At 67.7% G+C, this 23,283-nt stretch carries 18 protein-coding genes and 2 pseudogenes; 10 read left to right on the forward strand and 10 right to left on the reverse strand.

The window, feature by feature from the left end:
- The first annotated feature begins 91 nt into the window (after window positions 1-91).
- The 4 genes from glcE to proC all read left to right on the forward strand — a co-directional run bounded on the left by glcE (window position 92) and on the right by proC (window position 4,365).
- Complete coding sequence (gene glcE, locus JYG32_RS10935) at window positions 92-1,180, forward strand: glycolate oxidase subunit GlcE (RefSeq protein WP_213263564.1); 1,089 nt, start codon at window positions 92-94, stop codon at window positions 1,178-1,180.
- Between the two features lie 292 nt (window positions 1,181-1,472).
- Window positions 1,473-2,699: a glycolate oxidase subunit GlcF gene (gene glcF, locus JYG32_RS10940; protein ID WP_174382400.1), complete on the forward strand. Its 1,227-nt coding sequence runs from the start codon at window positions 1,473-1,475 to the stop codon at window positions 2,697-2,699.
- A gap of 103 nt (window positions 2,700-2,802) precedes the next feature.
- Window positions 2,803-3,501 (forward strand): YggS family pyridoxal phosphate-dependent enzyme, encoded by a 699-nt coding sequence (locus tag JYG32_RS10945; RefSeq protein ID WP_213263565.1) that lies wholly within the window; start codon window positions 2,803-2,805, stop codon window positions 3,499-3,501.
- Between the two features lie 51 nt (window positions 3,502-3,552).
- Window positions 3,553-4,365, forward strand: a complete 813-nt coding sequence (proC, locus tag JYG32_RS10950) for a pyrroline-5-carboxylate reductase (RefSeq protein ID WP_213263566.1) — start codon at window positions 3,553-3,555, stop codon at window positions 4,363-4,365.
- 96 nt (window positions 4,366-4,461) lie between these two features.
- Here proC and ubiA read toward each other — a convergent pair whose 3' ends face one another.
- The 9 genes and pseudogenes from ubiA to recG all read right to left on the reverse strand — a co-directional run bounded on the left by ubiA (window position 4,462) and on the right by recG (window position 13,899).
- On the reverse strand, window positions 4,462-5,325 hold the full coding sequence (gene ubiA, locus JYG32_RS10955; RefSeq protein WP_174382403.1) for a 4-hydroxybenzoate octaprenyltransferase: 864 nt from the start codon (window positions 5,323-5,325) through the stop codon (window positions 4,462-4,464).
- A 272-nt stretch (window positions 5,326-5,597) separates the two neighbouring features.
- A pseudogene (locus tag JYG32_RS10960) lies at window positions 5,598-5,824 on the reverse strand (DNA starvation/stationary phase protection protein); the annotation flags it as partial.
- Between the two features lie 46 nt (window positions 5,825-5,870).
- Window positions 5,871-6,779 (reverse strand): patatin-like phospholipase family protein, encoded by a 909-nt coding sequence (locus JYG32_RS10965; RefSeq protein WP_174382404.1) that lies wholly within the window; start codon window positions 6,777-6,779, stop codon window positions 5,871-5,873.
- A gap of 335 nt (window positions 6,780-7,114) precedes the next feature.
- Window positions 7,115-7,249, reverse strand: a pseudogene (locus tag JYG32_RS10970) (DNA starvation/stationary phase protection protein); the annotation flags it as partial.
- A gap of 115 nt (window positions 7,250-7,364) precedes the next feature.
- On the reverse strand, window positions 7,365-7,529 hold the full coding sequence (locus tag JYG32_RS10975; protein WP_174382405.1) for a hypothetical protein: 165 nt from the start codon (window positions 7,527-7,529) through the stop codon (window positions 7,365-7,367).
- Window positions 7,530-7,639: 110 nt separating this feature from the next.
- Window positions 7,640-9,826 carry a catalase/peroxidase HPI gene (gene katG, locus JYG32_RS10980; RefSeq protein ID WP_213263567.1) on the reverse strand — a complete coding sequence of 729 codons (2,187 nt, stop codon included), beginning with the start codon at window positions 9,824-9,826 and terminating at the stop codon, window positions 7,640-7,642.
- A 118-nt stretch (window positions 9,827-9,944) separates the two neighbouring features.
- Window positions 9,945-10,073, reverse strand: coding sequence for a hypothetical protein (locus JYG32_RS39450; protein ID WP_283842715.1), 129 nt, complete (start codon window positions 10,071-10,073; stop codon window positions 9,945-9,947).
- Window positions 10,074-10,467: 394 nt separating this feature from the next.
- Window positions 10,468-11,427 (reverse strand): hydrogen peroxide-inducible genes activator, encoded by a 960-nt coding sequence (locus tag JYG32_RS10985; RefSeq protein ID WP_174382407.1) that lies wholly within the window; start codon window positions 11,425-11,427, stop codon window positions 10,468-10,470.
- Between the two features lie 126 nt (window positions 11,428-11,553).
- Complete coding sequence (gene recG / locus JYG32_RS10990) at window positions 11,554-13,899, reverse strand: ATP-dependent DNA helicase RecG (RefSeq protein ID WP_213263568.1); 2,346 nt, start codon at window positions 13,897-13,899, stop codon at window positions 11,554-11,556.
- Window positions 13,900-14,066: 167 nt separating this feature from the next.
- On the opposite strand from recG, the gene queA reads away from it, so the two are divergent.
- From queA to JYG32_RS11020, 6 genes are all read left to right on the forward strand, one after another.
- Entirely contained in the window at window positions 14,067-15,143 is a 1,077-nt protein-coding gene (queA, locus tag JYG32_RS10995; protein WP_213263569.1) for a tRNA preQ1(34) S-adenosylmethionine ribosyltransferase-isomerase QueA, read from the forward strand.
- Between the two features lie 202 nt (window positions 15,144-15,345).
- A complete protein-coding gene (gene tgt / locus JYG32_RS11000; protein WP_174382410.1) occupies window positions 15,346-16,533 on the forward strand; it encodes a tRNA guanosine(34) transglycosylase Tgt in 1,188 nt (395 codons plus the stop codon).
- Window positions 16,534-16,758: 225 nt separating this feature from the next.
- Entirely contained in the window at window positions 16,759-17,082 is a 324-nt protein-coding gene (yajC, locus tag JYG32_RS11005) for a preprotein translocase subunit YajC (protein ID WP_174382411.1), read from the forward strand.
- Window positions 17,083-17,188: 106 nt separating this feature from the next.
- Window positions 17,189-19,210 (forward strand): protein translocase subunit SecD, encoded by a 2,022-nt coding sequence (secD, locus tag JYG32_RS11010; RefSeq protein WP_174382412.1) that lies wholly within the window; start codon window positions 17,189-17,191, stop codon window positions 19,208-19,210.
- Window positions 19,211-19,228: 18 nt separating this feature from the next.
- Window positions 19,229-20,179 carry a protein translocase subunit SecF gene (gene secF / locus JYG32_RS11015; protein WP_059236052.1) on the forward strand — a complete coding sequence of 317 codons (951 nt, stop codon included), beginning with the start codon at window positions 19,229-19,231 and terminating at the stop codon, window positions 20,177-20,179.
- 213 nt (window positions 20,180-20,392) lie between these two features.
- Window positions 20,393-21,967: a S41 family peptidase gene (locus JYG32_RS11020; RefSeq protein WP_213263570.1), complete on the forward strand. Its 1,575-nt coding sequence runs from the start codon at window positions 20,393-20,395 to the stop codon at window positions 21,965-21,967.
- A gap of 19 nt (window positions 21,968-21,986) precedes the next feature.
- Here the strand turns inward: JYG32_RS11020 and JYG32_RS11025 are convergent, their stop codons facing one another.
- The gene (locus tag JYG32_RS11025) at window positions 21,987-23,264 is read right to left on the reverse strand and encodes an MFS transporter (protein WP_174382414.1); all 1,278 of its coding nucleotides are present in this window, start codon (window positions 23,262-23,264) and stop codon (window positions 21,987-21,989) included.
- Window positions 23,265-23,283: the final 19 nt, after the last annotated feature.

A 23,283-nucleotide genomic window follows, 5' to 3' on the forward strand; every position in this document is an offset into this window, starting at 1 on the left:
TCTGAAATACGGGGCTTAGGGATAGTCGCGATGTGGATTCGCGCCACCCCGGTACAATCGACCGAACAACAAGTCGAGGCAGCAACAGAACATGGAAGAGGACGACATCGTCGCCGGATGGGCCGAGCGCATCCGCGCGGCCAGCGCCGACGGCCGGCCGCTGCGGATACGCGGCGGCGGCACCAAGGACTGGTACGGCCAGGCGCTCGAGGGCGAAATACTCGACACGCGCGCGTTTCAGGGCGTCGTGTCGTACGACCCGGCCGAACTCGTCGTCACGGTCCGCGCGGGCACGCCGCTCGCGCAGCTTGAAACCGTCCTCGCCGAGTGCGGCCAGATGCTGCCGTTCGAGCCGCCGCACTTCGGCCGCGCGGCCACCGTCGGCGGCTGCATCGCGGCGGGCCTCGCGGGCCCGCGCCGCGCCACCTGCGGCGCACCGCGCGATTTCGTGCTCGGCGTCACGCTGATGAACGGCCGCGGCGAAATGCTGCGCTTCGGCGGGCAGGTCGTGAAAAACGTCGCCGGCTACGACGTGTCGCGGCTGATGGCCGGTGCCCTCGGCACGCTCGGGCTGATGCTCGACCTGTCGATCAAGGTGCTGCCGATGCCTGTCGCCGAAGTCACGCTGAAGTTCGAGATGACCGCGACCGACGCAGTGCGCAAGCTCAACGAATGGGGCGGCCATCCGCTGCCCGTCAGCGCGAGCGGCTGGCGCAACGGCACGCTCGTGCTGCGCCTGTCGGGTGCCGAGGCGGCCGTGAAATCGGCGAAGACGCTGCTCGGCGGCGAAGTCGTCGACGCGGTCGAAGCCGAACGCTTCTGGGCCGGCCTGCGCGAGCATACCGACCCGTTCTTCAACGGCGTCCCGCCCGACTATGCGCTGTGGCGCCTCGCGCTGCCGTCGATCACCGAACCGATGCACCTGCCCGGCACCCAGTTGATGGAATGGGGCGGCGCGCAGCGCTGGTGGATCACCGACGCCGATGCGCAGACCGTACGCATGAGCGCGAAGCAGGCCGGCGGCCACGCGACGCTGTTCCGCGCGGGCGACGCGTACGACCGCAGCGCGGGCGTATTCACGCCGCTGCCCGCCCCGATGATGAAAATCCACCGCGGGCTGAAGGCCGCGTTCGATCCCGCGCGCATCTTCAACCGCGGCCGGCTCTACCCCGATCTTTAGGGTCTGTTTACATATGGAACGCACATGCGAATGCCCGAAATCGCGCGTAGGGCAAGAAGTGAGGAGCGCCGTTTGGCCGAGCCAAACAAGCGACGAGCGACGCCGCCATACGGGCGATTTCGGGCATTCCCGTGACATGAATTTTTTAATTTGGGGTTGCCACGAGAACGGCCGCTCGCCGCGTTGCGCTCCTTGCGAATACGTCAGTATTCGCGGCGTCGCGCGCCTCGCGAGCGGCCGTTCTCGTGGCAACGCATGCGCGTTCCATATGTAAACAGACCCTAACAGCTCGATGCAAACGAACCTCGCCGATTTCATCCGCAACACGCCCGACGGCGACGAGGCCGACGCGATCCTGCGCAAGTGCGTACATTGCGGGTTCTGCACCGCGACCTGCCCGACCTATCAACTGCTCGGCGACGAACTCGACGGCCCGCGCGGGCGCATCTACCTGATCAAGCAGATGGTCGAAGGCGCGACCGTCACGCGCAGCACGCAGCAGCACCTCGACCGCTGCCTCACGTGCCGCAGTTGCGAGACGACCTGCCCGTCGGGCGTCGAGTACGGCCGGCTCGTCGAGATCGGCCGCAAGCACGTCGAGGCGCAGGTGCGGCGCCCCGTGCAGCAGCGTCTGGTGCGCCGCGTGCTCGCGAGCCTCGTGCCGAACGCCGCGCTGTTCTCGCCCGTGATGCGGCTCGGCCAGCACGTGCGGCCTCTGCTGCCGAAGCGGCTGCGCGACAAGGTGCCGCCGCGCACGCGGCTGCTCGAATGGCCGCACCGCACGCATACGCGCAAGATGGTGATGCTCGGCGGCTGCGTGCAGCCGTCGATGCTGCCGAACATCAACATCGCGACCGCGCGCGTGCTCGACGCGCTCGGCATCGAGACGGTCGTCGCGCCCGACGCGGGCTGCTGCGGCGCGATCCGGCTGCACCTGAACTATCACGACGAAGCGCTCGACGACGCGCGCCGCAACATCGACGCGTGGTGGCCCCATGTCGAGCAAGGCGCCGAGGCGATCGTGATGAACGCGTCGGGCTGCGGCGCGACGGTGCTCGAATACGCGCACCTGCTGCGCGACGACCCGGCCTACGCGGAAAAAGCGCGGCGCATCGTCTCGCTGACGCGCGACATCTCCGATGTGCTGCTCCCGTTCGAGGCCGAGCTCGCGACGCTTGCGCGGCGCCGCGCGATCCATACCGTCGCATACCACCCGCCATGCACGCTGCAGCACGGCCAGCAGTCGCGCGGCAAGGTCGAACGCCTGCTCGAGACGCTCGGCATCGACGTGCGGCTGCCGGCCGACAGCCATCTGTGCTGCGGCTCGGCCGGCACCTATTCGCTGACGCAGCCGTCGCTGTCGTACCGGTTGCGCAAGCAGAAACTGCTGAAGCTGCAGGCGCTCGAACCGCAGATGATCGTGTCCGGCAACATCGGCTGCATCGCGCACCTGCAGAGCGGCACGCAGATTCCGGTCGCGCACTGGATCCAGCTCGTCGAGCATCTGCTGTACGGCTGAGGCTGGCCTCGCGCGCGGCGTCCGTATAATGGGCGGATCGAAGCGCCGCGTGCCGCGGCGCTTCGGCTTCATGCCTGCTTCCGTGCCTGTCTTCGTGCCCGTCATGTCCGATCTCGCCGCCCGTCTCGAATCCGTTCATCGCCGCATCGCCGAAGCCGCCCGCGCGGCCGGCCGCGATCCCGCCGCCGTGTCGCTGCTCGCCGTCTCGAAGACGTTTCCCGCCGACGACGTGCGCGCCGCGCATGCGGCCGGGCAACGCGCGTTCGGCGAAAACTACGTGCAGGAATCGATCGACAAGATCGACGCACTCGCCGACCTGCGCGCGGACCTCGAATGGCATTTCATCGGGCCGCTGCAATCGAACAAGACGCGCCCGGTCGCCGAGCGCTTCGACTGGGTCCATTCGGTCGACCGGCTGAAGATCGCGCAGCGCCTGTCGGAACAACGCCCCGCGCACCTGCCGCCGCTCAACGTGTGCGTGCAGGTGAACATCAGCGGCGAGGCGTCGAAGAGCGGCGTCGCGCCGGCCGACGTGGCCGACGTCGCGCGCGCGGTCGCCGCGCTGCCGTCGCTGCGGCTGCGCGGCCTGATGGCGATTCCCGAACCGGCCGGCGACACCGAAGCGCAACGCGCACCGCATCGCGCGCTGCGCACGCTGTTCGACGCGTTGCGCGACGGCGGCCTGCCGCTCGACACGTTGTCGATGGGCATGTCCGCCGATCTCGACGCGGCCGTGCTCGAAGGCGCGACGATCGTGCGCGTCGGCACCGCGATCTTCGGCGCACGCGACTATTCGCACTGAGCGCCACGCCCTTTCCGCCTTTCCGTTCACTCACTCGCTCAATCGGACATCATGAAAATCGCATTCATCGGCGGCGGCAACATGGCCGCGGCCCTGATCGGCGGCCTGATCAAGCGCGGCGTCGCCGCCGACGGCCTGTATGCCATCGACATCAACGAAGACGTCCGCGCGCGCGCCGCGCAGCAATTCGGCGTGCGCACCGGCGCGACCATCGACGCGACGCTCGCCGATTACGACGCGATCGTGCTCGCGGTGAAGCCGCAGGTGCTGAAGGACGTCGCGCAGGCGCTCGCGCCGCACCTGAAGTCGCAGCTCGTGATCAGCATCGCGGCCGGCATCCGCGGCACGGACCTCGCGCGCTGGCTCGGCGACTACGCGCGCGTCGTGCGCACGATGCCGAACACGCCTGCGCTCGTCGGCATGGGCGTGACGGGCCTCGCCGCGCTGCCGGGTGTCGACGCGGCGGGCCGCGAACTTGCATCGAACGTGCTCGGCGCGGTCGGCGAGATCGTATGGTTCGACGACGAAGCGCAGCTCGACGCCGTCACGGCCATTTCGGGCAGCGGCCCCGCGTACGTGTTCTATTTCATCGAAGCGTTGCAGGAAGCCGCGCGCCGCCTCGGCATGAACGACGAACAGGGCCGCGCGCTCGCGGTCGCGACGTTCGCGGGCGCCGCGCAACTCGCCGCGCAATCGGGCGAACCGGCGAGCGTGCTGCGCGAGCGCGTGACGTCGAAGGGTGGCACGACGGCCGCCGCGCTCGCGTCGTTCGACGCGCAAGGCGTGAAGGAAGCAATCGTGCGAGGCGCGCTCGCGGCCGAGGCGCGCGCGAAGGAAATGGGCGACGAGCTCGGCCGCGTGTAAGCGCGCCCGGGTGCCGGCTGCCCTGGCACCGGACGTAAAAAAAGCGGCCATCAGGTCGCTTTTTTATTGGCAACGCGCGCCGGCGCGCGGCTTCGTTCAGTTGCCGGCCAGCAGGTAATGTACGGCAATCCCCGCGAACAACACGCCGCCGAGCCAGTTGTTGTGCCGGAACGCCGCGAAGCACGGCATCCGTTCGCGGTCCTTGATCAGCGTGTAGTGATACAGCGCGCAGCCGACCGCCGCCGCCCAGCCGGCCCAGTACGCCAGACCGAAGCCGAGCGTCACGCCGATCCACACGTAGATGCCGAGCGTCACCGCATAGCACGCCATCACGGCCGCGACGTCGAAGCGGCCGAACGTCAGCGCCGACGTGCGGATGCCGATCTTGATGTCGTCGTCGCGATCGACCATCGCGTATTCGGTGTCGTACGCGACCGACCAGAAAATGTTCGCGGCCAGCATCACCCACGCGATCGTCGGCACCGTGTCCTGCACGGCCGCGAACGCCATCGGAATGCCGAAGCCGAACGCGATGCCGAGATACGCCTGCGGAATCGCGAAGAAACGCTTCATGAATGGATACGAACCCGCGACGAACAGCGCGACGACGGACAACTCCTTCGTCAGCGTGTTCAGCGGCAGGATCAGCAGGAACGCGATGAACGACAGCCCGACCGCGATCGCAACGGCTTCCCATGCGCGGATCTTGCCGGACGTCAGCGGCCGGTCGGCCGTGCGCTTCACGTGGCGGTCGAAATCGCGGTCGGCGTAGTCGTTCATCGCGCAGCCGGCCGAACGCATCAGCAGCGTGCCGAGCGAGAAGATCACGAGCAGCGGCCAGCGCGGGTGGCCGTCCGACGCGATCCACAACGCATTGAGCGTCGGCCAGAGCAGCAGCAGGCTGCCGATCGGCTTGTCCATCCGGACGAGCCGTAGATACAGGGGAAAGCGGGCAAGCATGGCGAACCACCGGGAAGATAATCCCGGCATTTTAGAGCCGAGCGGCGCTTCGCGTCATGTCGGCGCGGGCCACAAGCGTCAACCGCCACCGGCGGCCGGACCACCGGGGCCCGCTGCACACGGCCGCGCCGCGAAACACATCAATCAAGGGACAGATTCAACGCTTGTGCGGATCGATCCGTTCGGCACACCGCCGGGGTCCGGCCCGATGCATGCGGATCGGCCAAGGCCGGTGCCGGCGCACCCGCTCCAGCCGGCCAGCCGCTGCAAACCTACACGAGCAGCGACCGCCGCATCCACGCGGTCATTTCGCGCATCTGCAGGCGCTGCGTCAGCAGGCCGGCAGTCGGCTCGCAGCGATCGGGAAAATTTCGCGCGCGGTACGCACGACCGTCTCGTGCCCTTCGACGAGCTGGCGGATCGACGCTTCGGCGGCCGGTACGCCGTTCGCTTCCCGCACCGACGACAGCTTCGCGAAACCGGCGAACGTGCCCGGCGCGAAATGCATCTGCTGGTGCCACGGAACGCGAGGGTCAGGGCTCGTTCTACGCACCGGCATCGCAGGTCGGCCGCTCTGCCGAGTGCGTGTGCTCGTGCAGCGCACCCGGAATGAACGTCTGTTCGAGGCCGCCATCGCCGAGCCACGCGCGGGTCCGCTCGGCCGCGAGTTCGATCAGCTCCTTGCAACGGGTGTAGTCGTATGGCGAGACGTCGAGCGGACATAGGGGTGGCACCACGCAGATCGCGGCGCGACTTTCGTAGAACTCCAGATCGCGCACGAGCTGGCGCGCGATCACGAGCGTCAGCGCATGCATCGCCTGCGCGATTGCGCTTCCCGGTGGCTTGCGCAATGCGCACGCGAAGCCGGCCGGCAGCACGACGATGCGCGTCGCGCCCCGCGCGACGGCAATCGAGATCGGCGTGTTGTTCGCGACACCGCCGTCGACCATCAGTCGATCGTCGATCCGCACCGGTGGAAACACGCCCGGGATCGCCGCGCTGGCGAGCACGGCATCGACGACGAGGCCGGAGGAAAGCACGATTTCGTTGCCGCTGAGCATGTCGGTCGCGACGACGTGCAGCGGCAGCGACGCGCGCTCCACGTACCGATACCGCAGATGCCTTTCCAGCAGCATCCGCAGCGCGGTCGCCTCGACGAGGTGTGCACGGTTCTGCAGAACCGTCCTTAACAGGCCGAGCATCGAAAACGGCATGATGTCGCGCCGGCGGATGTTGCACCACAGCGCTTCGAGCTTCGCGACGCCGTCGCCGTCGGGCTGCCCGGCGAAATACGCGGCGTTGATCGCACCGGCGGACGCGCCTACCACGAAGTCAGGCCGTTGACCGTGATTGAGCAGTTCGCGCAGCATGCCCACCTCGATCGCACCGAGGCTGCCCCCGCCTGCAAAGACGAAAGCGGTCCGTTCCGGACGCGCGCTTCGATCGAGGGCCATGGTTGTCTCCCGTACCGGGCCAGTAGAGATGAACGCCGAAGTCGGTGATACAGATTCGCACAAATCGGCAGGCCGCTCAACGACCATCATGCCGGCTCCGGTCAACGGCGCGCGAAGCCGCCGAGACACGAGTCTCGTGCCGACGATCAGCCTGATGACGCAATTCAGCTCCCCGGATCATGCGTGCATGCCGTCTACTTCCGGGTGATCGAGACGGACGACGACGCATTTCTGCATTGCTCAACCAGATCAACCCATGCGCCCGACGGAAAGCACTTCGGCCAATCTTTGCCCGCATGGTGGAAGCGCCGGTGCATTTCCGGAAGACCATGACGAAACGTCTCTTTCTTCAGGTACGGCGAGAACGTATCGGCCAGCAGGCGCGACAGGCCATCCGCGATTTTCCTGCGGTCCTTGTCGCTGATGCCGATCTTGATCGGTGTGGCATTTCGTCTCCCGGCTATTGTCAGGATTCCTGACTCATCAGGCTGAGCCGGCGAACATGTATCGGGCAATCCGCATGCCACGTACGTGCGGCATCCGTGCGTGGACTGCCGGTGTCGCGTCGCGCGCGAAACTGCGCGCTCAGTTGCCCGCAACCGGCGCAAGCGCGTGCAGCGCTTGCGCGACCAGCACGGCCGCGCCGCCGCCGGCGATCGCAAAGCCGACGATGCGCCGCACGATCGCGGCCGGCGCCCGTGTCACCGGTGCCGCGAACGCGGCGTGCATGTCCAGCATCATTTGCGTCATGGTCGTCACTCCTTCGACAAGACTTCGGTTCCAGAAGAAACGGCCGGTCGTTCGACCGGCCGCTTCAAGTTGCTGCGTTACCGCGCTACCGCATCAGGATGCGGCCAGGTTCATGCGAGGTCGAAGCGGTCGAGGTTCATCACCTTGTTCCAGGCCGCGACGAAGTCGCGTGCGAACTTCTCCTTCGCATCCGCGCTGCCGTACACCTCGGCCAGCGCGCGCAGTTGCGCGTGCGAGCCGAAGATCAGGTCGACGCGCGTACCGGTCCACTTGACCTTGCCCGTCGCGCGATCGCGCCCTTCGAACACGTCGTTCGCGGCCGACACCGGCTGCCATTCCGTGCCCATGTCGAGCAGGTTCACGAAGAAGTCGTTCGTCAGCGCTTCCGGACGGTCGGTGAACACGCCGTGCTTCGCATCTCCGACGTTCGTGCCGAGCACGCGCAGGCCACCGACGAGCACCGTCATCTCGGGCGCGCTCAGCGTCAGCAGTTGCGCCTTGTCGACCAGCAGCGCCTCGGCCGGCGTCTTGTACGCATGCTTCAGGAAGTTGCGGAAACCATCCGCCAGCGGCTCGAGCACCGCCATCGCGTCGATGTCGGTCTGCTCCTGCGACGCATCCTCGCGGCCCGGTGCGAACGGCACCGTCACCGCGACGCCCGCGTTCTTCGCTGCCTGCTCGACGCCGGCCGCACCGGCCAGCACGATCAGGTCGGCGAGCGACACCTTCTTGCCGCCCGTCTGCGCGTCGTTGAACGCCTTCTGCACGCCTTCGAGCGTCGCGAGCACCTTCGCGAGTTCAGCCGGACGGTTCACTTCCCAGTCCTTCTGCGGCGCGAGGCGGATGCGCGCACCGTTCGCGCCGCCGCGCTTGTCCGACCCGCGGAACGTCGCAGCCGACGCCCATGCGGTCGATACGAGCTGCGACACCGACAGGCCCGATGCGAGCACCTTCGCCTTCAGCGCCGCGACGTCGGCGTCGTCGATCAGCTCGTGGTCGACAGCCGGGATCGGGTCCTGCCACAGCAGGTGCTCCGCCGGCACGTCCGGGCCGAGATAGCGGGCGCGCGGGCCCATGTCGCGGTGCGTGAGCTTGAACCATGCGCGCGCGAACGCGTCGGCCAACTCGGCCGGGTTCTCGTAGAAGCGGCGCGCAATCTTTTCGTATGCCGGATCGAAACGCAGCGACAGGTCGGTCGTCAGCATCGTCGGGCGGTGCTTCTTCGACGCGTCGTACGCATCCGGAATCACGTCGCCGGCATCCTTCGCGACCCACTGGTGCGCGCCGGCCGGGCTCTTCGTGAGCTCCCACTCATAGCTGAACAGGTGCTTGAGGAAGTCGTTGCTCCACTGCGTCGGCGTCGACGACCACGTGACTTCCAGGCCGCTCGTGATCGCGTCCGCGCCCTTGCCGGTGCCGAACGTGCTCTTCCAGCCGAGACCCTGCTGCTCGAGGCCCGCGGCTTCCGGCGCGGGGCCGACGTTCGATGCCGGACCGGCGCCGTGCGTCTTGCCGAACGTGTGGCCGCCGGCGATCAGCGCGACCGTCTCTTCGTCGTTCATCGCCATCCGCGCGAACGTCTCGCGGATGTCGATCGCGGCGGCGACCGGGTCGGGGTTGCCGTCCGGGCCTTCCGGGTTCACGTAGATGAGGCCCATCTGCACCGCGGCGAGCGGGCTTTCGAGGTCGCGCTTGCCCGAGTAGCGGCTGTTCGGGCCACCGCTCAGTTCCAGCCAGATCTTTTCCGAGCCCCAGTAGACGTCGTCCGGTTCCCACGTGTCGACGCGGCCGCCGCCGAAACCGAAGGTCTTGAAGCCCATCGATTCGAGCGCGACGTTGCCGGTCAGGATCAGCAGGTCGGCCCACGAGATGTTGCGGCCGTACTTCTGCTTGATCGGCCACAGCAGCCGGCGCGCCTTGTCGAGGCTCACGTTGTCCGGCCAGCTGTTGAGCGGCGCGAAGCGCTGCTGCCCGCCGCCCGCACCGCCGCGGCCGTCGGCCGTGCGGTACGTGCCGGCGCTGTGCCAGGCCATGCGGATGAACAGGCCGCCGTAGTGGCCGAAATCGGCCGGCCACCAGTCCTGCGATGTCGTCATCAGCGCGTGCAGGTCCTTCTTCACTGCCGCGAGGTCCAGCTTCTTGAACGCCTCGGCGTAGTCGAAATCCTTGTCCATCGGATCGGACAGCGCCGAGTGCCGGTGCAGGACGTCCAGGTTCAACTGATTCGGCCACCAGTCCTTGTTCGTTGCGCCGGCGCCGGTGGCGTGGTTGAACGGGCACTTCGTTTCGTTCGACATGCGTTTTCTCCTTGGCTTGCTCGTATGCCTCCACCTGCTCGCTCCGGCAGCGTGCCGGGCGGTCCGTGGAGTGTCATTGCGGGGATAAGAAACGGAACAGGTAGGTCCTCCTGTCGTACTACGGGATGTCGTGCGGCGCCTTCGGCGCGCGTTCCCGCTGCGTGGCGCCGCAGGCGGGGCGCTCGGGAAACCGGCTGCCGGCAGGCGTCGTGCCGGTAAGGCGCGTGGTGTTCAAGCTTTCGGACATGCGATGCCTCCTCATGGCTTGACGGCGGGTGAAGCGGGGGCACACGGGACCGGCATGCGGCGACATTCATCCACCATACACACGGTCCGCCAGATACGCGAACGCAATCGGACGCAGGCTGCGAACCGCCACCCGGACGCGATGTACGACCTCGTCGCGCAACGGGATGTTCCGCTGCGCGTGCTGCAATACCGATCGCATCATGACACCCTCCTTTGACGCTTGCATTCCACATGCAAATCGAACGTCGACACGACGCCGATCCGTATAAAGGATTCTAGTCACATCTATTGATTAATTTAAATTAATTAATTTTATCTATTGGATAGAGAAAAATAAACGGGGCCGCAAGACCCCGTTCATCGTGCTGACGCATGGGCATGCCGCAGCTCGCTCAGTTCATCGTCGCCGGCATGTCGAGCTTCGCGACGCCCGGCAGTTGGCATGCGGAAATCGCGTCGCTGATCGCGTCGATCGCGGGCATCCGCGTGAAGCTCTTGCGCCACACGAGCACCACACGGCGATCGGGCACCGGTTCGTTGAACGGCACGTACGACAGCAGCTCGGCATCGGGGCCGTTCGCGCGCGGGCCGACCTCGGCGACCGACATCCGCGGCAGCACGGTGATGCCGACGCCGCTCGCGACCATGTGGCGGATCGTCTCGAGCGACGAGCCCTCGAAGGTCTTCTGGATACCGTCGGCCGTCTGCGAGAAACGCATCAGTTCCGGGCACACGCCGAGCACGTGATCGCGGAAGCAGTGGCCGTTGCCGAGCAGCAGCATGGTTTCCTGCTTCAGGTCCTCGGCGTCGATCTCGTGGCGCTTCTCCCACGGATGGCCGGCCGGCAGTGCGACGACGAACGGCTCGTCGTACAGCGGTCGCACCATCAGGCCGGTTTCCGGGAACGGCAGCGCCATGATCGCTGCATCGATCTCGCCCTGCTTCAGCAGTTCGAGCAGCTTCAGCGTGTAGTTTTCCTGCAGCATCAGCGGCATCTGCGGGACGCGCTGGATCATCTGCTTGACGAGCGTCGGCAGCAGGTACGGCCCGATCGTGTAGATCACGCCGAGGCGGAACGGGCCGACCAGCGGGTCCTTGCCCTGCTTCGCGATCTCCTTGATCGCGAAGGTCTGCTCGAGCACGCGCTGTGCCTGCGTGACGATCTGGTCGCCGATCGGCGTCACGCTCACTTCGCTCGCGCCGCGCTCGAAAATCTGCACGTTGAGCTCGTCTTCGAGCTTCTTGATCGCCACCGACAGCGTCGGCTGGCTCACGAAGCATGCTTCGGCCGCGCGGCCGAAATGCCGCTCGCGCGCAACCGCGACGATGTATTTCAATTCAGTCAGCGTCATTGTGGGTCAATCAGAGATATACAGGCGATAGGTTTAATTTATACACCCTCTGGCACCGGTTCGCCAAGTTTCTCTGCATCGCGGTGCGTCGACTGGCGGTTCAGGATCCGGCCCCAAACCGGTGGATCAGGCCTTCAGGTACTGCTCGCGCGCGCCGAGCCAGCGCGCGAGATGCTGCGTGACGACGTCGGGGTACGCGGCGATCAGCCGCGTCGCGGCCTCGCGCGCCGGGTCGATCAGCCAGCCGTCGGTCTCGAGGTTCGCAAAGCGCAGCATCGCCGCGCCCGACTGGCGCGCGCCGAGGAATTCGCCGGGACCGCGGATTTCGAGGTCGCGCCGCGCGATCTCGAAGCCGTCGGTCGTCTCGCGCATCGTCTTCAGCCGCTCGCGACCGGTAATCGACAGCGGCCCCGTGTACAGCAGCACGCACACCGACGCCGCGGTGCCGCGCCCGACGCGGCCGCGCAACTGGTGCAACTGGGCAAGGCCGAAGCGCTCCGCGTGCTCGATCACCATCAGCGACGCGTTCGGCACGTCGACGCCGACTTCGATCACGGTCGTCGCGACGAGCAACTGCACGTCGTTGCGCGTGAACGCTTCCATCACGCCCGCCTTGTCGGCCGGCGACAGCCGGCCGTGCACGAGCCCGACCTTCAGCTCGGGGAGTGCCGTGGCCAGCGTCTCGTAGGTCTCGACGGCCGTCTGCAACTGCAGCGTCTCGCTCTCCTCGATCAGCGGGCACACCCAGTACACCTGGCGCCCCGTCAGCGCGGCCTCGCGCACGCGGGCGATCACCTCCTCGCGCCGCGCGTCGCCGACGAGGCGCGTCAGCACGGGCGTGCGGCCCGGCGGCAGCTCGTCGATCGTCGAGACCTCGAGATCCGCGTAGTACGTCATCGCGAGCGTGCGCGGAATCGGCGTGGCCGACATCATCAACTGGTGCGGCTGGAAATCGCGCGCGCCGTTGGCCGCGTTCGCGGCCTTCGCGCGCAGCGCGAGACGCTGCTCGACGCCGAAGCGGTGCTGCTCGTCGACGATCACGAGGCCGAGTCGCGCGAATTCGACCGTGTCCTGGATGATCGCGTGCGTGCCGATCACGAGCTGCGCGGTACCGAGCGCGGCCGCCTCGATCGCCGCGCGCTTTTCCTTCGCCTTCAGGCTGCCCGCGAGCCACGCAACCGTGACGCCGAGCGGCTCGAGCCACGCGCGCAGCTTGCGCGCGTGCTGTTCCGCGAGGATTTCGGTGGGCGCCATCAGCGCGGCCTGGTAGCCGGCGTCGATCGCCTGCGTGGCGGCCAGCGCCGCGACGACCGTCTTGCCGCTGCCGACGTCGCCCTGCAGCAGGCGCTGCATCGGGTGCGCGAGCGTGAGGTCGTGCGCGATCTCGTCGACGACGCGCGACTGCGCGCCGGTCAGCGTGAACGGCAGCGCCGCGTAGAGCCGGGTCGTCAGCGCGTCGGCATCGCTCGCGGCGCGGCGCGGCATCGCGGGCGCCGCACGCGTGCGGCGCTCCTCGTGCGCGCGCTTGAGCGAAAGTTGCTGCGCGAGCAGCTCCTCGAACTTGATGCGCGTCCACGCCGGATGCGAGCCATCCATCAGCGCGGCTTCGTCGGAATCGACGCGTGGATGATGCAGGATACGCACGGCCTGCTCGAGCGACGGCACGCCGAGCGGCTTCAGGTACGCGCGATCGATCTCGGGCGGCAGCAGCTCGGGCAGCGGCGTGCGCTCGACCGCGTTCTCGATCGCCTTGCGCAGATAGGCCTGCGACACGCCGGCCGTGCTCGGATAGACGGGCGTGAGCACCTGCGGCAGCGGCGCATCCGCTTCGACCACGCGCACCGCCGGATGCACCATCTCCATCCCGAAGAAGCCGCCGCGCACGTCGCCGCGCACGCGCAGCCGCTGGCCGACGGCCATCTGCTTGACCTGCGAACCGTAGAAATTCAGGAAGCGCAGCACGAGGTGCTCGCCGTCGTCGTCCTGGATCTTCACGACGAGCTGGCGGCGCGGCCGGTACGCGACCTCGTTGTCGAACACGACGCCTTCGGTCTGCGCGATGCCGCCCGGCAGCAATTCGCCGATCGGCGTGAGCGTGGTTTCGTCCTCATAGCGCATCGGCAGATGCAGCACGAGATCGATCGAGCGCGTGAGGCCGAGCTTCGCGAGCTTGTCGACGGTCTTCACGGGTTTGTCGGCGGCCGCCTTCTTCTTGCGCTTCGTGCCGGATGCGCCCGCTTCGTCGGTTCCCGTGCCGCCTTCGGCATCGGGCGCGGCGGCGGCCGGCTGCGCGAGCCGCCCGTCGGCGCCGCGCTTCGGGCCGGCCCGGCGCGGCGCGGCGCGCTGCGGCTCGGCATGCCCCTGCGCATCGCGCTCCGCCGCGCGATGCGCAGGCAACGCAACGTCCTCCGAGTCGAACGGATCGGCGGAATCGGCAACGGTGGCGGTGGAACGGCGTGGTGACACAGGCATCGGATCGTCTGGGTGCTTCGCAAGGCAAGTACAATAGCGGCTTTCACGTCGTCCGAACGAACGACGCCGGCCAGGCCGCGCATCCCGTCATCATAGCGGCTCGCGCGCCCCATTTACGCGTTTCCGCCCTGCCGGCGACGCCCGCCGGCCGCTTCGAACCAGCCCGCATGTTCACGCTTTCCGATTTCGATTTCAATCTGCCGCCCGAGCTGATTGCGCAAACCGCGCTGTCCGACCGCACCGCGAGCCGCCTGCTCGAGGTCGACCGCACCGTCGAGCCCGCGCGCTTCGTCGACCGCCGTTTCGCCGAGCTGCCGTCGTGCATCGCGCCCGGCGACCTGCTCGTCTTCAACGATACCAAGGTGCTGAAGGCGCGGTTCTTCGGCCAGAAGGCCAGCGGCGGCAAGATCGAGGTGCTGATCGAGCGCGTGACGGGCACGCACACGGCGCTCGCGCAGATCCGCGCGAGCAAGTCGCCGGGCGCCGGCACGACGCTGCGTCTCGCCGATGCGTTCGACGTGACCGTCGGCGAGCGCGTCGAGCCGTTCTTCACGCTGCACTTCCCCGAGCCGTGCCTCGTGCTGATCGAGCAGTACGGCCGCCTGCCGCTGCCGCCGTATATCGAGCACGATCCCGACGCGACCGACGAGACGCGCTACCAGACCGTCTACGCGAGCAATCCGGGCGCGGTCGCCGCGCCGACGGCCGGGCTGCACTTCGACCAGCCGCTGCTCGACAAGCTCGACGCGATGGGCGTCGAACGCGCGACGCTGACGCTGCACGTCGGCGCCGGCACGTTCCAGCCGGTGCGCGTCGACAACATCGCCGAGCACAAGATGCACAGCGAGTGGTACGACCTGCCGCAGTCGCTCGCCGACCGGATCGCCGCGACCCGCGCGCGCGGCAGCAGCGTGATCGCGGTCGGCACGACGTCGATGCGCGCGCTCGAAGCCGCCGCGCGCGCGGCCGACGAAGCGGGCCGCCCGCTCGCGGCGACGCAGGCCGAGACCGACATCTTCATCACGCCCGGCTATCGATTCCGCGTGGTCGACCGGCTCGTCACGAACTTCCACCTGCCGAAGTCGACGCTGCTGATGCTGGTGTCCGCGTTCGCGGGCGTCGAGACGATCCGCGCGGCGTACCGGCACGCGATCGACGAACGCTATCGATTCTTCAGCTACGGCGACGCGATGCTGCTCACGCGGCGCGACACGCCGGAGACACCGGAGACGCCGCGCGTTTAAGCACACGGCGGCACGCGCAGGCACGACCCGCATTCGCCGTTTGCCCGCCCCGCGCGCCGCGATGGCAGCACCCGTTTTTTCACCGCCGCCGGTCGCCCGGCGGCGTTTCCAACATGCGCCGGACTTGCGATCCGGAGTCAGCGCTTCAGCGCATACTCCGGTCCCATGCAAAGCTTTTTCCGGTAGCAAGGAGCACGACACGATGACCGAAGGTTCATCCCACGATACGCACGCCCCCGTGCACGACCGCCCGGCGGGCGGGCTCGAATTCGAACTGCTGACGACCGACGGCCATGCGCGCCGCGGCCGCGTGAAGCTCAACCACGGTGTGGTCGAAACGCCGATCTTCATGCCGGTCGGCACGTACGGCACCGTGAAGGCGATCCAGCCGCGCGAGCTGCACGAGATCAAGGCCCAGATCATCCTCGGCAACACGTTCCACCTGTGGCTGCGCCCGGGCCTCGACACGATCGACGCACACGGCGGCCTGCACGGCTTCATGGGCTGGAACAAGCCGATCCTGACCGACTCGGGCGGCTTCCAGGTGTTCTCGCTCGGCGACCTGCGCAAGATCACCGAGGACGGCGTCACGTTCGCGTCGCCGATCAACGGCGACAAGCTGTTCCTGTCGCCGGAAGTATCGATGCAGATCCAGAAGGTGCTGAATTCCGACGTCGTGATGCAGTTCGACGAGTGCACGCCGTACGCAACCGACGGCGTGCCGACGACGCACAAGGAAGCGGCCGACTCGATGCGCATGTCGCTGCGCTGGGCGAAGCGCTCGCTCGACGAATTCAACCGGCTCGGCAACCCGAATGCCCTCTTCGGGATCGTTCAGGGCGGGATGTTCGAGGACCTGCGCGACGAATCGCTCGCGGGCCTGTCGGAGCTCGGCTTCCACGGCCTCGCGATCGGCGGGCTGTCGGTCGGCGAGCCGAAGGAAGACATGATGCGCGTGCTGCGGCACGTGGGGCCGAAGCTGCCGGCCAACAAGCCGCACTACCTGATGGGCGTCGGCACGCCGGAGGATCTGGTCGAGGGCGTCGCCAACGGCGTCGACATGTTCGACTGCGTGATGCCGACCCGCAACGCGCGCAACGGCTGGCTGTTCACGCGCTTCGGCGACGTGAAGATCCGCAACGCGACGCACAAGAACTCGCTGAAGCCGCTCGATGCGAGCTGCACGTGCTACACGTGCCAGAACTTCTCGCGCGGCTACCTGCATCACCTGCACCGCGTCGGCGAAATCCTCGGCGCGCAGCTCAACACGATCCACAACCTGCACTACTACCTGCAGTTGATGAGCGAGATCCGCGATGCGATCGAGACCCATACGTTCGACGCGTTCCGCCAGCGCTTCGCGGAGGATCGCGCGAGAGGCGTCGACTGACGGGCCGCGTGGGGGCTCGTCACATAGGACGTGTACTAAATAACGCACCCCAATCGCCCGTCACGACCGCCAAACATTACAATTGCCTTTCCAAACAAGTCGCAATGGTGCCGGTTCGCGCTTTAACAGCTTGATCCGAAAGCGCATTTGCCGAGCCGTTTGCGCATGGGGCCGGTGGTAGAATAACCGGCTTATTTTTCGATCTTCCCCTACGGAGAGACCAACGTGCCGTTCATTTCCAATGCCTTCGCGCAAGGTGCCGGTGGCGCCGAATCGAGCCTGATGAGCTTCCTGCCGCTCATCCTGATGTTCGGCGTGCTCTACTTCATCATGATCCGTCCGCAGATGAAGCGTCAGAAGGAGCACCGCAACATGCTCGCGGCCATGGCCAAGGGCGACGAAGTCGTCACGAGCGGCGGCGTCGTCGGCAAGGTGACGAAGGTCACCGAAGGCTACATCGGCATCGAGATCGCCGAAGGCACCGAAATCACCGTGCAGAAGGCCGCGGTCACGACCATTCTGCCGAAGGGCACGATCAAGTCGCTGTAAGCCCTTCACCGAGCGTCCGGCCCCCCGCGCCGTGCCCGCCTGAGAGAGCGGGCCGCCGCGGCGCCGGACGCGACGCTTTCACGCCAACCACCCGTTCGGCCCCCTCATGAATCGTTATCCACTCTGGAAATATGTCGTGATGGTCGTGGCGCTCGCCATCGGCCTTCTGTACACATTGCCCAACTTCTTCGGCGAAGCGCCGGCGGTGCAGGTGTCGAGCGGCAAGGCCACGGTCAAGCTCGACTCGACCACGCTGACCCAGGTCGAATCGGCGCTCGCATCCGCGCAGATCACGCCGGACGACGTCACCTTCGAGAACACGGCGACCAACGCGAACATCCGCGTGCGCCTGAAGGACACCGATACGCAGCTGCGCGTCAAGGACCTGCTGCAGAAGTCGCTGAACGCCGACCCGAACGATCCGCAGTACGTCGTCGCACTGAACCTGCAGAGCGCGTCGCCGCGCTGGCTGACCGCCCTGCACGCGCTGCCGATGTATCTCGGCCTCGACCTGCGCGGCGGTGTCCACTTCCTGCTCCAGGTCGACATGACGGGCGCGCTCACGAAGAAGCTCGACTCCGACGCATCCGACGCGCGCTCGCTGCTGCGCGACAAGAACATCCGCGACGGCGGCGTGAGCCGCGTCGACCAGTCCGTCGTCGTCAACTTCAGCGATGCGCAGACCGCGGACGACGCCCGCAAGGTGCTCGCACAGTCGATCACCGAACTGCAATGGGCGACCCAGCCCGGCGGCGGCGGCACGCAGGTCGTCGGCACGTTCACGCCGGCCGTGCAGAAGTCCGTCGAGGACGCCGCGCTCAAGCAGAACCTGACGACGCTCCACAACCGCGTGAACGAACTCGGCGTGTCGGAACCGATCCTGCAGCAGCAAGGCAGCGACCGCATCGTCGTCGAACTGCCGGGCGTGCAGGACACCGCGAAGGCGAAGGACATCATCGGCCGCACCGCGACGCTCGAGGCACGCCTCGCCGACCCGATCAACACGCACCCGAACCCGAACGACCCCGTGCCGCCGGGCGAGGAGCTGTTCACGCAGGGCATCCAGGCCCCCGTGCTGCTGAAGAAGGACGTGATCTTCACCGGCGACCGCATCATCGATGCATCGGCCGGTTTCGACGAACACCAGCGTCCGTCGGTCAACATCCGCCTCGATTCGGCGGGCGGCCGCGCGGTGCGCACGGTGTCGCGCGACAACATCGGCAAGCCGATGGCGATGGTGCTGTTCGAGAAGGGCAAGGGCGAAGTGCTGACGGTCGCGACGATCCAGTCGGAACTCGGCGACCGCTTCCAGATCACGGGCCAGCCGACGCCGCAGGCCGCGGCCGACCTCGCGCTGCTGCTGCGCGCCGGTTCGCTCGCCGCGCCGATGGACATCATCGAGGAACGCACGATCGGCCCGAGCCTCGGCGCCGACAACATCAAGATGGGCGTCCACTCGGTGATCTGGGGCTTCTGCGCGATCGCCGTGTTCATGATCGCGTACTACATGCTGTTCGGCGTGGTCTCGGTGATCGGCCTGTCGGTGAACCTGCTGCTGCTCGTCGCCGTGCTGTCGCTGATGCAGGCAACGCTGACGCTGCCCGGTATCGCCGCAATCGCGCTCGCGCTCGGCATGGCGATCGACTCGAACGTGCTGATCAACGAGCGTGTGCGAGAAGAACTGCGCGCGGGCCAGCCGCCGCAGCTCGCGATCCAGGCCGGCTACGCGCACGCGTGGGCGACGATTCTCGACTCGAACGTCACGACGCTGATCGCCGGCCTCGCGCTGCTCGCGTTCGGCTCGGGCCCGGTTCGCGCGTTCGCGATCGTGCACTGCCTCGGTATCCTGACGTCGATGTTCTCCGCGGTGTTCTTCTCGCGCGGGATCGTCAACCTCTGGTACGGCGGCCGCAAGAAGCTGAAGTCGCTCGCGATCGGCCAGGTGTGGAGGCCGGAAGGCGCGGCAGCCCCCGCGTCGTTCACCGACGCGGACGAATCGACCGACACCGCGCGCGCCGCGAAGCTCGCCGCCCCCGCGAAGGGCAACGCGCCGCGCACCGGCAAGCCGCAACTGCGCAACCGCGCGCAGCAAGGCGTGTCGCCGAAGAAACCGGGCTCGACCCAATAAGGCCCCGGAGACGAGACCATGGAATTTTTCCGCATCCGTAAAGACATTCCGTTCATGCGGCACGCGCTGGTGTTCAACGTGATCTCGCTGGTCACGTTCCTCGCCGCCGTGTTCTTCCTGTTCCACCGCGGGCTGCACCTGTCCGTCGAATTCACCGGCGGTACGGTGATCGAGGTGCAGTACCAGCAGGCCGCCGAACTCGAACCCGTGCGCGCGACGCTCGGCAAGCTCGGCTACGCCGACGCGCAGGTGCAGAACTTCGGCACGTCGCGCAACGTGCTGATCCGCCTGCAGTTGAAGGAAGGCCTCACGTCCGCGCAGCAGAGCGACCAGGTGATGGGCGCGCTGAAGGCGCAGAACCCGGACGTCACGCTGCAGCGTGTCGAGTTCGTCGGCCCGCAGGTCGGCAGGGAGCTCGCGACCGACGGCCTGCTCGCGCTCGCGTGCGTCGTGATCGGCATCGTGATCTACCTGTCGTTCCGCTTCGAATGGAAGTACGCGGTCGCCGGCATCATCGCCAACCTGCACGACGTCGTGATCATTCTCGGCTTCTTCGCGTTCTTCCAGTGGGAGTTCTCGCTGGCGGTGCTCGCGGCGATCCTCGCGGTGCTCGGCTACTCGGTCAACGAGTCGGTCGTCATCTTCGACCGGATCCGCGAGACGTTCCGTCGCGAACGCAAGATGAGCGTGCAGGAAGTGATCAACCACGCGATCACGACCACGATGTCGCGGACGATCATCACGCACACGTCGACGGAAATGATGGTGCTGTCGATGTTCTTCTTCGGCGGCCCGACGCTGCACTACTTCGCGCTCGCGCTGACGGTCGGCATCATGTTCGGCATCTACTCGTCGGTGTTCGTCGCGGGCTCGCTCGCGATGTGGCTCGGCATCAAGCGCGAAGACCTGATCAAGGACAAGAAGACCGCGCACGATCCGGACGATCCGAACGCGGGCGCGCAGGTTTAAGCGCCGCGCCGTTTCGGCAAACGCACGAAGGCCGGTCCTGTCGGACCGGCCTTTTTTCATGCACGGGCCGTGCGGCGCGCGGCCCGCCCGACAGGCACGGTCACGGGCGTCGGCTACAATCGTCACCGCCCTGCCCTGTTGCATGCCGGCCGCGCGCCGGCGGGCAAGCCCCCTCGCCACCCGTCCGAACGCGCGGTCCCGATGAAGTCTCCGATGTGTATCGTTCGTCGCCTCACCGTCTGCGCAATCGTCGCGGCTGCGTTGCTGCCGTGCACGCAACCTGCCGGCGCACAGTCGGCATCCGCACCAGCAACCGCGCCGCCCGCCGCACCGCCTGCCGCACAACCCGTCGCCCCACCTGCCGCTCCCCCGGCCTCCCAGCCTGCCGCCGCATCGCCGTCGCCCTGCCCGCCCGACTGGGAGCCGCAGATCTGCGAACTGAAGGCCGCCGTCGAAGTGCTGAAGAAACAGCACCTGACCGACGTCGACATCGGCGCGCTGCTCGACGCCGCGACCCACGAAGGGATCAAGACACTGCCGTACGCACGCTTCTTCACCGCGAAGGAACGCCAGGAGCAGCTCGACGACGAGCGGCGCGCCCGCGACGGCACGCCGGGCATCGGGATCGTCTTCGAGACGCGGCCCGACGGGCTGCACATCATCGACGTGATTCCCGACGCACCGGCCGAGAAGGCCGGCGTGCGCCCCGACGATCTCGTCGTCGCGATGAACGACAGGAGCGTCGTCGGCATCGACGGCAGCGAGCTCGTGAAACTCGCGAAGGGCGACGCGGGCGTCCCGCTGAAGCTCACGGTGCAGCGCGGCCCGCAGCATGCGGTGCTGAGCTTCGCGCCCGTGCGCGCGATCGTCAAGCCGCACCCGGCGATCGCGAAGCGGCTCGACGGCGACATCCTGTACACGCGGCTGTCGAGCTTTCCGGAACCGGCGGTCGGCGACTATATCGACGCGGTGCAGGCCGCACGCCGCACGGGCCCGCCGGTGCAAGGGATGATTCTCGACCTGCGCATCAACGGCGGCGGCGCGCTCAATGCGGCGATCGGCATCGCCGCGCTGTTCGCCGGACGCGACCGCACCGCGATGGTGACGGTCGAGCGCGGCGACACCCACCGCCGCCGCTTCGCGACCAACTGGCCCGACTACGAACTGCCGGTCATGCACGGGCAGGATCCGCTCGCGCCGCTGCAGGCCGACGACTGGTGGCGCACCGTGCCGCTCGTCGTGCTCGTCGACGGACAGAGCGCGTCGGCCGCCGAAGCGACCGCGGCGGCGTTGAAGGATCTCGGCCGCGCAAAACTGCTCGGCATGCCGACCTACGGGAAGGGGCTCGCGCAGACTGGCGTCGACCTGATCGACGGCACGCGCCTGAACTTCACGTTCGCGCGCAACCTGCGGCCGAACGGCTGCCCGATGGACGGCTACGGCGTCGTGCCGGACTGGCTCGTGCCGCCGCGCCGCGACTCGGACGTCGACGGCGTGCTGCTGTGGTACCGGGAAGTCGATCTAGCGCGCGCGCCGTATGCGGACCGGCTGGCGCCCGACCCGTTCGCACAGGTGCGCAAGGAACGGCAGAAGCTGCGCGAAGCGCGCGTGCGTGCGAAGGTCGATACGTCGAAAAGCGCGGCGCTGCCGCAACGCGCGTTCGGCACCGCCGGCGACTGGCAGTTACAGCAGGCGCTCGCCGCGCTCGCGGGGCGCCCCGTGCGGACCGTCGACGCGCCGGCGCAATTGATGCCGGCGCAGCCCGTATGCGAACACGGCGGCAACTGACGCGCCGCCGCCCGCCCTTCTAGCGGAAGCCGAACCGCCGGCGCAGCACGACCAGCGCCGCGAGGCTCAGCACGGCCGCGAACATCAGGTAGAAGCTCGGCGCGGTCTTCAGACCGGTCGCGCGGATCAGCCACGCGATGATGAACGGCCCGAAGCCGCCGAAGATCGTCACCGCGACGTTATACGCGAGCGACATCCCGGTCGTGCGCGTCTGCACCGGAAACACCTCGGACAGCAGGCCCGGCAACGCCGCGAAGTAGCCGGTCATCAGGAACGCGAGCAGCACCTGCAGCGCGATCAGCGTGCCGAAGCCCGGATGCGCGACGAGATACGCGAATGCCGGATAGATCAGCACGAGGATGCCGATGGCCGGCGCGATCATCACGCGCACGCGACCGTAACGGTCCGACCAGTGGCCGACGAGCGGCGCGAACGCCATCTGGATCACGCCGACGACGAGGATCGCCGCGAACGCGGCGGACGGTGCGAGGCCGAGCTGCTTCACGCCGTAGGTCGGCATGAACAGCACGAGATAGGTCGCGACGGTGCCGAGCACGACCACGCCCATTGCGGCAACCAGGCGCGCCTTGTGCGACGCGAACGTGTCGCGCAGCGGGTTCGCGGTGCCTTCGGCCGCGAGGAATTCGGGTGTCTCGTCGACCTTGGTGCGGATGTAGTAGGCGACGGGCCCGAGCAGCAGCCCGAAGAAGAACGGCACGCGCCAGCCCCACGCAGCCATCTGCGCGGCCGAGAGCTGCGCGTTCAGCACGGTGCCGAAGCCGGCGGCGAGCAGCGTCGTGAGCCCCTGGCTCGCGACCTGCCAGCTCGCGAAGAAGCCGCGCCGGCCCGGCACGTGTTCGGCGAGGAACGCGGTCGCGCTGCCGAACTCGCCGCCGGCCGAAAAGCCCTGCATCAGCCGCGCGGCGACGAGGATTACCGGCGCGGCGACGCCGATCGTCTCGTAGGTCGGCAGCACCGCGATGATCAGCGTGCCGACCATCATCAGCAGGATCGACAGCGTGAGCGCGGCCTTGCGGCCCGCGCGGTCGGCATAGGCGCCGAGCACGATCGCGCCGAGCGGCCGCATGAAGAACGACACGCCGAAGGTGCCGAGCGTGAGCAGCAGCGACACGGTATCGTTGCCGGCCGGAAAGAACAGCTTCGAGATCGTCACCGCGAAGAAGCCATAGACGACGAGATCGAACCACTCGAGCGCATTGCCGATCGACGCGGCGACCACCGCGCGCCACACGCGCGGCGACGAGGCAATGGAACGGGACTGCGTGGCGGCATGCATCGGCGATCTCCTTGTCGTT

Origin of the sequence: Burkholderia pyrrocinia (assembly GCF_018417535.1) — a bacterium.
In the GTDB taxonomy this organism is placed as follows: domain Bacteria; phylum Pseudomonadota; class Gammaproteobacteria; order Burkholderiales; family Burkholderiaceae; genus Burkholderia; species Burkholderia pyrrocinia_E.